Source organism: Streptomyces sp. ALB3, assembly GCF_044385685.1.
Taxonomy (GTDB): Bacteria; Actinomycetota; Actinomycetes; order Streptomycetales; family Streptomycetaceae; genus Streptomyces.
In genome coordinates this window covers 110871-122832 of the sequence record NZ_JBISCE010000027.1, presented here as the reverse complement: position 1 = coordinate 122832, position 11962 = coordinate 110871, and the positions used below count along the sequence as shown (strand labels likewise).

The 11962-nt window shown below is 69.2% G+C and carries 14 protein-coding genes; 6 read left to right on the top strand and 8 right to left on the bottom strand.

Going from position 1 to position 11962, the window contains the following annotated elements; all coding sequences use genetic code 11:
- Together ACHFIV_RS15690 and ACHFIV_RS15685 are read right to left on the bottom strand one after the other, a co-directional pair.
- On the bottom strand, positions 1 to 516 hold the full coding sequence (locus ACHFIV_RS15690) for a carboxymuconolactone decarboxylase family protein (protein ID WP_398968514.1): 516 nt from the start codon (positions 514 to 516) through the stop codon (positions 1 to 3).
- A 205-nt stretch (positions 517 to 721) separates the two neighbouring features.
- On the bottom strand, positions 722 to 1615 hold the full coding sequence (locus ACHFIV_RS15685) for a sigma-70 family RNA polymerase sigma factor (protein ID WP_398968511.1): 894 nt from the start codon (positions 1613 to 1615) through the stop codon (positions 722 to 724).
- A 360-nt stretch (positions 1616 to 1975) separates the two neighbouring features.
- Between ACHFIV_RS15685 and ACHFIV_RS15680 the strand changes: the two genes are divergently transcribed.
- On the top strand, positions 1976 to 2560 hold the full coding sequence (locus tag ACHFIV_RS15680; protein ID WP_398968508.1) for a hypothetical protein: 585 nt from the start codon (positions 1976 to 1978) through the stop codon (positions 2558 to 2560).
- Positions 2561 to 2826: 266 nt separating this feature from the next.
- Here the strand turns inward: ACHFIV_RS15680 and ACHFIV_RS15675 are convergent, their stop codons facing one another.
- The 4 genes from ACHFIV_RS15675 to ACHFIV_RS15660 form a co-directional block, all read right to left on the bottom strand.
- A complete protein-coding gene (locus tag ACHFIV_RS15675; protein ID WP_398968507.1) occupies positions 2827 to 3099 on the bottom strand; it encodes a hypothetical protein in 273 nt (90 codons plus the stop codon).
- Positions 3096 to 3374, bottom strand: a complete 279-nt coding sequence (locus ACHFIV_RS15670; RefSeq protein ID WP_398968504.1) for a hypothetical protein — start codon at positions 3372 to 3374, stop codon at positions 3096 to 3098. Before ACHFIV_RS15670 ends, ACHFIV_RS15675 begins: the two co-directional genes overlap by 4 nt.
- 179 nt (positions 3375 to 3553) lie before the next feature.
- Positions 3554 to 4099 carry a hypothetical protein gene (locus ACHFIV_RS15665; protein ID WP_398968502.1) on the bottom strand — a complete coding sequence of 182 codons (546 nt, stop codon included), beginning with the start codon at positions 4097 to 4099 and terminating at the stop codon, positions 3554 to 3556.
- Between the two features lie 507 nt (positions 4100 to 4606).
- Entirely contained in the window at positions 4607 to 5164 is a 558-nt protein-coding gene (locus ACHFIV_RS15660) for a CchlQ (protein WP_398968500.1), read from the bottom strand.
- Between the two features lie 392 nt (positions 5165 to 5556).
- Here ACHFIV_RS15660 and ACHFIV_RS15655 point away from each other — a divergent pair, with 392 nt between their 5' ends.
- Positions 5557 to 6309 (top strand): DUF899 family protein, encoded by a 753-nt coding sequence (locus tag ACHFIV_RS15655; RefSeq protein WP_398968497.1) that lies wholly within the window; start codon positions 5557 to 5559, stop codon positions 6307 to 6309.
- A gap of 419 nt (positions 6310 to 6728) precedes the next feature.
- Here ACHFIV_RS15655 and ACHFIV_RS15650 read toward each other — a convergent pair whose 3' ends face one another.
- Together ACHFIV_RS15650 and ACHFIV_RS15645 are read right to left on the bottom strand one after the other, a co-directional pair.
- Positions 6729 to 7847: a fatty acid desaturase family protein gene (locus ACHFIV_RS15650; protein WP_398968494.1), complete on the bottom strand. Its 1119-nt coding sequence runs from the start codon at positions 7845 to 7847 to the stop codon at positions 6729 to 6731.
- 7 nt (positions 7848 to 7854) lie between these two features.
- Positions 7855 to 8910, bottom strand: coding sequence for a ferredoxin reductase (locus ACHFIV_RS15645; protein WP_398968492.1), 1056 nt, complete (start codon positions 8908 to 8910; stop codon positions 7855 to 7857).
- 86 nt (positions 8911 to 8996) lie between these two features.
- On the opposite strand from ACHFIV_RS15645, the gene ACHFIV_RS15640 reads away from it, so the two are divergent.
- From ACHFIV_RS15640 to ACHFIV_RS15625, 4 genes are all read left to right on the top strand, one after another.
- Positions 8997 to 10142, top strand: a complete 1146-nt coding sequence (locus ACHFIV_RS15640; protein WP_398968489.1) for a PucR family transcriptional regulator — start codon at positions 8997 to 8999, stop codon at positions 10140 to 10142.
- A gap of 300 nt (positions 10143 to 10442) precedes the next feature.
- Positions 10443 to 10781, top strand: a complete 339-nt coding sequence (locus ACHFIV_RS15635) for a thioredoxin family protein (RefSeq protein WP_398968487.1) — start codon at positions 10443 to 10445, stop codon at positions 10779 to 10781.
- 91 nt (positions 10782 to 10872) lie between these two features.
- Complete coding sequence (locus tag ACHFIV_RS15630; protein WP_398968484.1) at positions 10873 to 11226, top strand: transposase; 354 nt, start codon at positions 10873 to 10875, stop codon at positions 11224 to 11226.
- The gene (locus tag ACHFIV_RS15625; RefSeq protein WP_398968482.1) at positions 11223 to 11792 is read left to right on the top strand and encodes a hypothetical protein; all 570 of its coding nucleotides are present in this window, start codon (positions 11223 to 11225) and stop codon (positions 11790 to 11792) included. The genes ACHFIV_RS15630 and ACHFIV_RS15625 overlap by 4 nt, the downstream gene beginning before the upstream one ends.
- Positions 11793 to 11962: the final 170 nt, after the last annotated feature.

Below are 11962 nucleotides of genomic sequence, written 5' to 3'. Positions count from 1 at the left end.
CTAGCCGGTCGTGGCCGTGCGCCACTGCTCGGCCATCGATACGCCGGGCAGTGGCTTGCCGATCAGGGCGAGGGGAATGAAGAAGTTGACCTGTCCGATCACCATGGCGAGGGTGGCCAGCGCCGTGTCGTCGTAGTGCTCGGCCGCCCGCGCGTACAGGTCGTCGGTGACGCGCTCCCCGTGCCCGCCGGGCGTGAGGACGGACTCCACCAGCTCCAGCGCGACCCGTTCGGCGGCGGTGAAGTAGGGAGCGTCCTTCCAGGAGGCCACGGCGGCGATCTTTTCCTCCGGCACTCCCGCCCGGCGCGCGTGAGCGGTGTGCATCACCGTCAAGTAGGTGTTCTCGACCAGCTGCCCGGCGCGCAGGTGGACCAGGGTGACGGTGCTCCTCGGGACTGCCCCATTGCCGATGATCTTGAACAGCGAGGCGCTGACGTCGCCGAGTTCGGGGACCAACTGCTGCGGGTCGGGGAACCGGGAGGTGAGGGTGTCGAGGGTATTCGTCGTCGTGTCCACGGGGGGTGTCCCTTCCTTGGCGCGGGCCGTTCGCAGCCCGCTTGATCGGCTTGTTCACTGCACTGACGTCGCCCGCGGGGCGAAGGTGACCGGCTGCCAGAAATTTCTTCGCACCCACCGCCGACCGGTGGGGCGGGTGCGTCAACGCCGTCGGCCCCCGCCCCGAGGACACCAGGTCACGGGGCGGGGGCCGACGGCGAAAGGGTCAGTCCCCGGCGGATGCGAGATCGAGCCCGGCCAGGCGCTGGGGGTCGGACAGGATGTCGATGGCGGCGATCCGTCCCTGCGCGACGGTGAAGCTCATGACGGACAACGGCTGCCCGTCGATGGCGTTGACCAGGCCGGCCGAGCCGTTGACGAGTGCCGGGCGGATGGTGGCGGAGGTAGCCATCCGACGGAAGGTGTCGAGCTGCCCGGCCACGGCGTCGGCCCCGCGGATGGTCCGCAGACCCCCGGTGAGTGCGCCGCCGTCCACGCGCAGCACGACGTCCGGGTCGAGGAGGGCCAGCAGCGCGTCGAGGTCGCCTCCGCGTGCGGCAGTCAGGAAGGCGTCCACCACCCGGCGGCCTGTGGAGCGGTCCGGGTCCGGAGGCGGCGTGGCACCGCGAACCCGCAACCGGGCGCGGCTGGCCAGCTTCTTGGCAGTCCCGGGCGTGCGTCCGACGATCGGCGCGATCTCCTCGAACGACAGCCCGAACATGTCATGCAGCACGAACGCCAGTCGCTCACCCGGGCTGAGCGACTCCAGCACCACCAGCAGGGCCAGCCCGACCGAGTCCGCCATCAACGCCTGCTGCTCGGGGTCGGCCCCGTCCTCCCGGCTGATCACAGGATCAGGCAGCCGCTCCTCCAAGGGCTCTTCGCCGCGCCGCTTGCGGGTGCGGAGCACGTCCAGACAGACCCGGCCGACCACAGTGGTCAGCCATCCGCCCAGATTGTCGATCCGGCGGTCATCGGAGCTCGACAACCGCAGCCATGTCTCCTGAATCGCGTCGTCCGCCTCGGCCAGGGAACCGAGCATGCGATAGGCGACCGCGCGAAGGTGCGGCCGGTGCTCCTCGAACCGCATGGCCAGGAACTCAGGTGGATTCACGATCACAGACCTTTCTCCGACGGGCATCGCCTCCCTGACGTACCGCACCCCCGAAAGGTGACCGACGACGCGGCACGAGTTTCCCAGCCCGTCCATCCGGCGGGTAAGGGACGCGGTTGGCTGTACTGCAACGGCCCATGGACCGGAGGTGCTTGCTCCGGCCGGCGCGGTTCGAGCGGTGGTGGCCGGCCCCCCGCCGGTGTCCGGGCCGTACCGAGGGGTCCGACGTCTTCGCGATGTCAGACCCTGATGGCAGCATCGACGATGTGAACGCCCCCGCACGGGTCGCGGCGGTCGTCGGCCGCTCGTCGGCGTGACCACGACCGCCAACTCGTCGATACGCACACCGAGAAGGAGCACTTTCCCTTGCGACTGCATCGCGTAACCCCCGGCATCGCCGCAGGCATCCTCGCCCCGGCGCTGCTGCTCGTCACCCCTTCATTCGCGGCCGCCGCGGAACCGGCTGCCGTGACGGCGGCAGTGTCCTCGTCCACGGACGAGCCGGACGCTGACGACCTGAGGGTGGCGATAGCCCGGATCCTTGCCGACCCGGACAGCGGGCGGCGTGTGACACGAGAGGCCAACGCTCTCCTGGACGCGAACGACATCGATGCGATGCGTGCCTGGCTGGGGACTGGCTACCGGCTCGCTCAGGCCGAGGACGACCGCGTCGCCATCACACGCATCCTCGCCGATCCCGACAGCGGCAGGCGCGTCGTCGCGGAGATCAACGCTCTCCTGGACGCGAACGACTCCGATGCGATGCGTGCCTGGCTGGAGACCGGTTACCGGCTCGCTCAGGCCGAGGACGACCGCGTCGCCATCGCACGCATCCTCGCCGACCCGTCCACGAGCCCGGCTCTCCGCGCGGCGGCCGGCGCCGCTCTCGACGACAACACGCCGGAAGCGCTGCGTCACTTCCTGGAGGTCGGCAGGTACCAGGTCGACTGACGGGCGTGGCGCCGAGGCGCAGCGCCCGTCCGGCCCGGGCCACCGTCGCCCGGTGACCGGGAGTGACCAGGGCGGGCCCGTCGGGACTGACGTGCCGACGGGCCCGCACGCGCGACCGGCCCGGCACACTGCCGGTACGTCGCAGCACGCGGCCTGTCGGCACCCCCGACCGAGGGGGACTGTCGGCGCTTGCGACACGGCCTTTGGGGGAGCTCGACGAGCGTTACCTGGAGACGGAGAGGTCGCGGCCGTCGGGTCAACGTGCTTCAGCCGAACCAGACGAGGACGGGAACCCGGATCTCCTTCGCGTCTCGCATGATCATGTACTCGATGATGACCGGCTCTCCGGGCACTTCGAGGGAGTAGCGGACGCCTATGTCGTCCATCGGGTCACCGGGCGGGCGCCGCCCGAGGTCCAGCGCACTGCCGACCTCGATCGCCAGGGCCCTCAGGAAGTTGGCGGTCTTCCCTCGTAGGTCAGCAGGCAGACTCAGGACGGTCAGTGCGGGGATCTCCTCCGTCCAGACGCTCCAGCTCACGCGGCGTCGATCCGGGCGATGAGTTCGTCCACGGACACCAGACAGTTCCCTTGTTCAGCGTTCGCACGGCTACGCGCCGCGCCGGGGACGCGGTTGATCATGGCTGTTTTCCACCAGCGGCGCATCACTCCGGGGACGTCCGATTCCTCCGCAGCGAGCACCTCGGATTTGAACCGGGCGCTGTCGGCGAGGTCGAGGGCGTCGGCGATGGCATTGATGGTGTGTGGAATGCCAGGGATCCGGCTGTCTCGCGGGCTCTCGGGCTGGGCGCTCATGCTCGTCCTCCAGGTCGGGGACTTCGAGTGTCCTACACGACCGCGTGCGGGGCGGCCCACATCGTGGCCTTGGCACGCCGACTTTCGTCTGACATCCGTGAGGCCCTCCACAGGCAGCACCGACCTTCGCGGTGGGTGGGAAGTCGCGCTCAACCGACCTCGCAGACCCCCGGAAGCACTCACTCGGACAGTTCGGCCCGCCATTGCCGGGGCCACTGCCCCGACGGTGGCGGAGCTCCGTGTATGCCGAGGTCACGCCGTGCGCTCTCGTAGAAGGCATCACGCGCCGCACTTGCCATCCGATGGACCCTGGTCCACTTCTCCGCGTCGACCGGCCCCTCACGTATGAGCAGCTCGATGGTCCAGATCGTCTCGTGCCAGCGTCGGGCCGCCGCGATCGTCGCTGCGTCCCCGACGAGCAGGACGGCCTCCCACTGTGTTGCACGATGGGACTCCGCATCAGCGAGCAGAGGCAGCCCCTCGGCCGCCGGCAGCGGATCAGTCACGTCCGCGAATCCAAGGGCGGCGCCGATGCGTTGGGCGAGGCGTAGCTGGGCCTTGAGGGCATGGGCATAGCCGCTGTATATCTCGAAACGCTTCTCGTCCCACCTCTCCTCCCGCTGTCGCTTCCACGTCCGGCGCTCAGTCAGGCTCTGCGCGGCATAGGAACCAAGCGAACCGACCACGACGCCTATGAGAGCAGGCAATTGGTCCAGTAGCTCCACGATCACTCCCCAGCCAGTTTCCGATACAGCAGGTTCACCGCTCCACGGCTCACAGCTCCCTGTCCATCCGGGACGACCTCTGCTCGGGTGGGATGCCCAACGGTTCCTGCCCCAGGCGCAGGTGTCGGATGGCGGGCAAGCTGTGGTGACATTAACGGCCGCAGGTCACACCCCGCTGACGTTCGGTCAAGCCATCACGGCGCAGAACAGCGTAGATCTCGGGCCCCCGGCGGGTCACTTCACCGTCCCTACGCGCTCAGTCGCCAGGTTCCACGTCTCCGGAGGTCAGCCCCGGCGGACAGAGGAGCCGCAGGCCCGACAGACCAGCTGACCCATCCGGACGTCCCGCACGAGAAGCCCATGCGGGACGCCCTCCATGCGGACGACCGGGGCACGGCGGCTTCGCCGGCCGCGGTGTCCGCTCGCATGGCCCGTCAGAGGTCCGGTCACGACACGGCCGAGTGACGGGCGCCGAACCGTCACCTGGACGGCCCCTGCCCCGGATCGTCACCGCTCGGGCGCTGTGTCCGCCTCGCGCTGCCCGCAGTGCACGCAGCGCTCGCGGCCGTCCCACACGGACCAGCCGAAGTCGGCCGGGGTGAGCGCGTGGCCTTCCAGCTCGCTGCGGACGGCCTCGCGGTAAGCCCAGACGGCCTCCAGGTAGGGGTGGTAGATGTCATGGAACGCAGGGGTCGAAATGCCGGCACCCGCGGCGACTGCCCCTCGGAGGGCGCGAAGGCGCTCGAACATGGTCTGGCCCGCGCTCGCGATCCGGGCGCTGGCGTCGATGAAGAGACGCTCGCGCACCTCGTAGATGCGGGCGTCTGCCAGCGCCAGGCGGCTTGCTTCCTCCAGGCCGGTCGTCCCGGCACTGCTCTGCGCGAGACGCCGCAGTTCGGTGTGTGCCGCGCCCGCCGCTGCGATGAACTCCGTGTAGACGTCTCGGCGGCGCGCCTGCAGGCTGCGGCGGTGCTCCTGGCGGGTGCGCAAGCGGTCGGCCAGCACTGTGCCCGCTATCGCGATCAGACCACCGCCCAGTGTGGCTACCAGCGTTCCCCACTCCATACCGTGTCCCCCAAATCGGCGTGCGGAAGGGCGTCCCCGCGCCGTCCCACCCCGCAGATCATGCCCGACGGCTGGGGGCGATCGTGCTCGCCCGGAAGGGATCGCCGCCTGCGCCTCGCGGAACCTTCCCTACATCCTTCCCAGAAGGCGGTTCGTGAGGTCTGAGTGGCTCTGTCGTCTTCTGACGGTGTGGACGGGACGGGGAATCTGCCCCGGTGCCGGAGGCCTCGCCGCCCTGATGACGAAGCCTCACCGCGTGCACGCCGTCGGGGCCCGGCTGTTGGACTGATCGAGGGAGCCCCGAGGGCTGCTGCGCGGCGCTCGGGAGCGCGGCGCGGCCTGGTGGGCATTGTGGGACCCAGGTGACCTCTTGACAGCCTTCCCGGAAGCGAATGGAGACGCTCGTGAACGAACGATCACCGAGCCCCGCCCTCCCGCCTGTGGAGGACAGAAGGACCTACCAGGAGGCGCGGGACGCTCTGCTCGCACGGGAAAAGGCGCACACCCGTGAAGGAGACGCGATCGCGGCGGCGCGGCGGCGGCTGCCCATGGTGGAGGTCGACGCCGCCATCGAGGTCATCGGTCCTGACGGGCCGATCACGATCCTCGACGTCTTCGAAGGCCGCAGGCAGCTCATCGCGTACTTCCATGCCTGGTGGCCCGGACGGCCCGCCGCCGGACAGTGCGAAGGGTGCACGTTCTTCAACAGCCAGGTCCGCGAGTTGTCCTACATCCACTCCCGTGATGCCACGTACGCCGTGCTCTGCAAGGGCCCATACCGAGCAAGTGCCCGCTACCGTGACTTCCTGGGCCTGGACATGCCGTGGTACTCGGTCGAGAAGACGGCGCCGCAGCTCTTGGAAGGTCGTGACTGGCAGCGTCACCACCTCGTCTGCTACGTCCGTGACGGCAAGCGGGTGTTCGAGACGTACTACACCGGCGGTCGCGGCGTCGAGGTCATGGCGCCCACCCACGGTCTGCTGGACATGACCGTCTACGGACGCCAGGAGGCATGGGAGGACTCGCCCCGCGGCTGGCCACAGCCCTGGTACTCCGCCGAGAACCCCGAGGAGTGGCGTACGAACGGTCGCCCCATCGCCCAGTGGTCCCGCATCGAAGCCGGCCACTCCGACGAGCTGACCTAGACAGCGCGGTACGCGGACTCCGCTGACGGGGCCCACAGCGGGTGCGTCCACGCATCGTGCTCAAGAACCTCTGCCAGGCACTCCTCAGGGTTCCGCGGCCGGCTGGACGGTCCCTTCCGGTGAGGTGGGTCGAAGGCGCCAGTTGGCCGCGCGGCAGCGGGGCCTCAGAGGGGGAGCCGGCGGGCGCGTCCGGGGAGCAGCCGCCGGCGTGCGCCGCGAGAAGTACCCGGTCTCAGGACCTTGCGCCGGGTCTCTTCGGGCGCGGGAGGCAGGGACGAGGCGAAGCGGACACTGCAACACCCTCACCGGCCCGGGTGCGGTGCCGTACGGTACGGCGTCGCGGTCGCCTACCGCCCGTACGGATCTCACCGCACCCGGCGGTGCCGCCGTACGGCCGGGAGGCATGAACCGGTCGGGAGTCAGGCGGCGACGAGCTCCTGCTCGCGGTCCGGCGTTTTGACCGTGGGCTTCTTGTTCGGAAGCGAAAGCCGGAAGACCTTGTGCCACGCGGAGAACACCTGCTTGGGCAGCGGGCCGGTGACGTACTCCAGCTCGTACTTGTCGAACAGCGCGCGCACCTTCACCGCTACCTCGGCGTACCGGTTGCTCGGCAGATCCGGGAACAGGTGGTGCTCGATCTGGTGCGACAGGTTTCCGGTCATGAAGTGCATGGCCTTGCTGCCGCTGATGTTCGCCGAGCCCATCATCTGGCGCAGGTACCACTGGCCGCGCGTCTCGCCCTTGATCGACCGGCGTTCGAATACCTGTACACCTTCGGGGAAGTGCCCGCACATGATCACCGAGTGTGTCCAGATGTTGCGGACCAGGTTCGCGGTGAACGTGGCGGCGAGCGTGGTGAGGAACGACGGGCCCGACAGCAGCGGATGGAACACGTAGTCCTTGAGCACCTGCTTGCGGATCTTGCGGCCCACGTCCTTGGCACGCGCGCGGAACTCCGGGTTGTTGCGGCGCCGCTTGCTCAGGTTCTTGCCGAGCTCCAGGTCGTACGCCGCGATGCCGTACTCGAAGAAGCAGGCGTTGAGGAAGTTCCACAGCGGCTGGCCGAGGTGGAACGGGTGCCACTTCTGGTCCTCGTCGACGCGCATGATGCCGTAACCGAGGTCGTTGTCCTTGCCGATGACGTTGGTGTACGTGTGGTGGAGCTCGTTGTGTGAGTGCTTCCACTGCTCGGACGGCGAGACGTGATCCCACTCCCAGGTGGTGGAGTGGATCTTCGGGTCTCGCATCCAGTCCCACTGACCGTGCAGGACGTTGTGGCCGATCTCCATGTTGTCCATGATCTTCGCCACGGACAGTCCGGCGGTGCCGAGCAGCCACGCCGGCGGAAACATCGAGAACAACAGAACGCCCCTGCTGACCAGCTCGAGCTTGCGCTGCGCCGAGATGACCTTACGGATGTAGGCGGCGTCCTTCTCACCGCGGCCGGCGATCACCTCGTCGCGGATCGCGTCCAGCTCGCGGCCGAGCTCCTCGATCTGCTTCGCGGTCAGGTGGGCGGTGGGGTCGATGGCGCTCAAGGTGCTCCTACCGTTCGATGTCGCAGGGGCCCGCCGCGGCGGACACACAGGTCTGGATGAGGACGCCCGGCTCGGCCTCGGTGATCTCGCCGGTGCGCAGGTCGCGGACGGCGCCCGTCCTGAGGGGAGTGACGCAGCCGAAGCAGATGCCCATGCGGCACCCGGAGGGCATGAGCACGCCGGCTTCCTCGCCGATGTCCAGCAACGGCGTGGCGCCGTCCGCGTCGACGGTCCTGCCGGTGGCGCTGAACGTGACCGCGCCGCCCTCACCGGCGACGACGATGCCGGCGCGGAAGCGTTCAGTGTGCAGACGCTCTCGTACGCCGTGCTCGGTCCAGTGCTCTTCGGCGGCGTCGAGCAGGCCTGCGGGCCCGCACGCCCAGGTCTCACGCTCGGCCCAGTCGGGCACGAGTCCGTCGAGACGGGCGATGTCGAGCATCCCGTCCGTGTCGGTGTGCACCTCGGTGAGCCGCAGCTTGTTGTCCGCGACCATGTCGTGCAGTTCGTCGCGGAAGATCACGTCTTGTCGCTGCGGCGCACAGTGGACCATGACGACGTCGTCGAACTCGGTGTCGCGCAGCATGCCCATCACGGGCGTGATACCGCTGCCGGCCGTCAGGTAGAGCACCTTGGCGGGCTTGACCCGCGGAAGCACGAAGTCACCGGTCGGCTGGTCGAGCTGGATCAGCGTGCCCGGCTTCGCCCTGCGGACCAGGTGATTGCTCACCCTGCCGTCCGGGATCGCCTTCACGGTGATCGTGACGCGGCCGTCCCGGCGGTTCGTCGGCGAGGTGAGGGAGTAGGCGCGCCACAGGCGCACCCCGTCGACGTCCACACCGATCCGCACGTACTGACCGGCTGAGTGGCCGCGCCAGCCCCGTCCCGGCCTGATCACGACAGTCGCGGCGTCACCCGTCTCGGGGTGCACGGCCTCGATCCGCCCACGCAGGTCGGCGCCCGCACGCAGCGGACTGACCAGGTCGAGATAGTCCGACGGCAGCAGCGGCGTCGTGACCATCTCCAGCAGCTTCCAAGCCCTGCTGCGGAGGGTTGTACTCGTCATGGCCCCAGCTTGCTGCGCCCCCAGGCGTAAAGTCCTGACCGCAGGACGTGAATCTGGTCGGTCAAATTGTTCGCAGGGAACAAAACGTGAGCCATGCAATCCGGAGGGCCAGCGAACTGGCCCTGAATGACACGACGGTCACCGCACTACGGGCCGAGCTGAAGACCACCGCCGACGAGGTCGTCCAAGCGATCATGGACGAGGTGCCTTCCTACGCCAACGCACTCTCGGGCCGCATGGGCGCCACCATCCGCCGAGCCGTCCGCACCGCCCTCGGACATTACCTGGACCTCGCAAGCGGGAACGCGACAGGTGGCGACGCCGGTGACGCGGCTTACGAGCTGGGCCGCGGCGAGGTGCGCGACGGCCGCTCCATGGACGCCCTGCTCAGCGCCTACCGTGTCGGCGCCCGTGTGGCCTGGCGATGCCTGGCAGCGGGTGCCGTGCCCGCGGGCCTGCCCGCAGCCGAGGTAGCCAAGTTCGCCGAGCTGACCTTCGCCTACATCGACGAGCTCTCCGCCGCGAGCGCCGCCGGCCACGCCGACGAACTGGCTGCCCGGGGCCGGGCCCACGAACGCCACCTCGAACACCTGGCCCGCGACCTCCTCGCCGGCGCGAGCCCTGACGTGCTGCTGGCCTCTGCCCAACGGGCCGGGTGGCACCCCCCGGTTTCGCTGACCGCGGTCCTGCTGCCCGCCGCCCAGGCCCGCCCCGCCTACCGCGCGCTCGACCCGAGTACCCTCGTCCTCGACGATCTGCCGGATTCCACCGGTGTGCTGCTCGTCCCCGATGCCGACCGAGCACATCTCCTGAGGCAACTGTCCGACCGCACCGCTGCGGCCGTGGTCGGTCCGGCCCGGCCATGGACTCGTGCCTCGGCCTCGTACGCGCGAGCCGCACGCGCGCGCTCCCTCTCCGCCGATATCCGCGACACAGAGGACCACTTGCCCGAGCTGGTGCTGAGCGCCGACGGGGAGGCGCTCGCAGATCTGCGCGCCCGAGCCCTCGCTCCCTTGCGGACCTTGCCGGTCGCGACCGCGCGGCGGCTGGAGGAGACGCTGCGGGCGTGGCTGCTCTATCAGGGCAGGCGAGAGGAGGTGGCGGCGGCGTTGTTCGTCCACCCCCAGACAGTCCGGTACCGGATGTCGCAGCTGCGGGAGGTGTTTCCGGATCTCGCCTCGCCACACCGGGTCCTCGAACTGACGCTGGCGGTCGGTCTCCGGAACAGCTGACGCCAGACCGGCCGTCAGCGACTGTGTCCGCGCGCGTGCCGGGAACGTGTCTGCTCCTGTGTCATCCGCGGGCTCACGCGCCCCGGGGCGGCGCGGCAGGAGCCGGCTCCGGGACCGACCGGCGGGCGGCCAGGCCGGTCCGTCAGGAGCGGGGCCGGGCCGTTCGCGCCGGGGACCACCGTGGTCCTGCGCCGGACCCGTGCCCCCTTCCGGCAGGTCAGCCGGACCGGCACGGCCGGCCCGGCGCGCGGCGCGAGGGATGATGGGGAGGCAACGACGAACGTGAGGTCAGGAGTTTCCATGGCGCAGAGGGTGCACCGCCCCCGTGAGGACGCGGAGTTCGACTTCATCCTCGGGATGAGCGGAGTTCCGGTCCTCGCATACTTCACCGGGACATGGCCCAAGGCGATCGAGCCCTGCCGGGCGATGGACCTCGTCGTGGGGCGCGTCGCCGACGCGTACGCGGGCCGCCTGACGGCCGTCCGCACCGACATCACGCGCTGTCCGGCGGCAACCGAGCGGTACGGGATCACCAGAGCCCCGTCCTACGTCCTGCTGAAGGAGGGAGAGGCGGTGCTGCACGGATCGGAACCGTCGACCCTCGCCGACGTACGGAGGTTCTTGGACAGCCACCTCTGAGCGCCCGCTGCGGCACGTGGCCGCGACACCCCTCACGCCTCGCCCGAGAGCGCTGCGCCACCTGGTCCAGCCAGGACTTGTCCGGCCGATCATGTGGAGACTGCGTGCCCGAGTCGTTCCTGTGGACATGGGGCGGGGTGATCTGAGTGATGCCGAGTGGGAACGGCCGCGGCCGTTCCTGCCGGTCAGCAATGGGCGTTGTGGCAGGTGGCGGAATCACCGGCAGGTGATCGACGGGATCCTGTACCGGGTGCGGACCGGCGTGCAGTGGCGTGACCTGCCTGCCCCTAAAAAGGCCGTCTACGAACGCCACCGGCTGTGGTCGGCCGACGGCACCGGGGAACGTCTGCTCCAGCAGGACGTCACTTGCGATACGGACACGTGCGAGGCAGGTCAGCACCCGCTCGGGCCGGTCTGTGAGTGCCGTCCTATGGTTCCGGAATGAGTAACTCTGCTGCGGCTGCGGTCCTCACCACCACCGACCTGTCCGAAGCGATACGTGCGGTGCGTACCTTGCTGGGCATGGCAGACATCGATCAGGGAGAGGTGGACTTCGAAGCCGTGATCAGGTCGCCGGACGTCCTGACGCAAGTACGTCACGTACTGCCCGACCTCGAATGGTGGGCGTTGGCCGGCGAACAGCATGGGTCTTCGAAAGCCAACGACAACCCTGCGGACTGTCTGCCGATCCAAGTGTTCGACTGGGGGCATCCGCTGGACCGCGCTGAGCCCTTCGTCGCCGCTCTGGGGCCGGACCCCGCAGCTGTTCGGTGGGATCTGAACGCATGGCCTGCGATTCCCGAGGCCGGGCTGGAAGCGATCTCGCAGAAGTACGCCTACCTCACGCTGACAGTGAATTCTCGGGACCTCTACCAGGACGAACCGTCGCAGGACCACACCGTCCACGTCCACGTCCGGGATCGGAACGGCGACCAGATCGCCCGCGTCCACTGGCTCGCCGATCAAGTGGGCGGCCGATTCACAGGCAGGGTGGAGTTGGCGCCTCTGTAACCCCTCAGCAGGCAGGGAAGACCGGTATTTCCAGGTGTGTGAACACCGCACAGGTCCTAGGAGTGCGGGATGCGCGGCCAGAAGCGCCGCGGGCAGGGGGCCGCCCCTGCGGCGTCCGGTCAGAACTGTGCCAGGCGCCGGGCCGTCCTCTGCATGAGCTGGATACTGCC

What these genes read in the sequence shown, in the direction of transcription:
- ACHFIV_RS15630 (WP_398968484.1), top strand. Translation starts at nt 10,873, where the DNA reads ATGTGGAGACTGCGTGCCCGAGTCGTTCCTGTGGACATGGGGCGGGGT.
- ACHFIV_RS15625 (WP_398968482.1), top strand. Translation starts at nt 11,223, where the DNA reads ATGAGTAACTCTGCTGCGGCTGCGGTCCTCACCACCACCGACCTGTCC.
- ACHFIV_RS15660 (WP_398968500.1), bottom strand. Translation starts at nt 5,164, where the DNA reads ATGGAGTGGGGAACGCTGGTAGCCACACTGGGCGGTGGTCTGATCGCG.
- ACHFIV_RS15655 (WP_398968497.1), top strand. Translation starts at nt 5,557, where the DNA reads ATGGAGACGCTCGTGAACGAACGATCACCGAGCCCCGCCCTCCCGCCT.
- ACHFIV_RS15645 (WP_398968492.1), bottom strand. Translation starts at nt 8,910, where the DNA reads ATGACGAGTACAACCCTCCGCAGCAGGGCTTGGAAGCTGCTGGAGATG.
- ACHFIV_RS15635 (WP_398968487.1), top strand. Translation starts at nt 10,443, where the DNA reads ATGGCGCAGAGGGTGCACCGCCCCCGTGAGGACGCGGAGTTCGACTTC.
- ACHFIV_RS15670 (WP_398968504.1), bottom strand. Translation starts at nt 3,374, where the DNA reads ATGAGCGCCCAGCCCGAGAGCCCGCGAGACAGCCGGATCCCTGGCATT.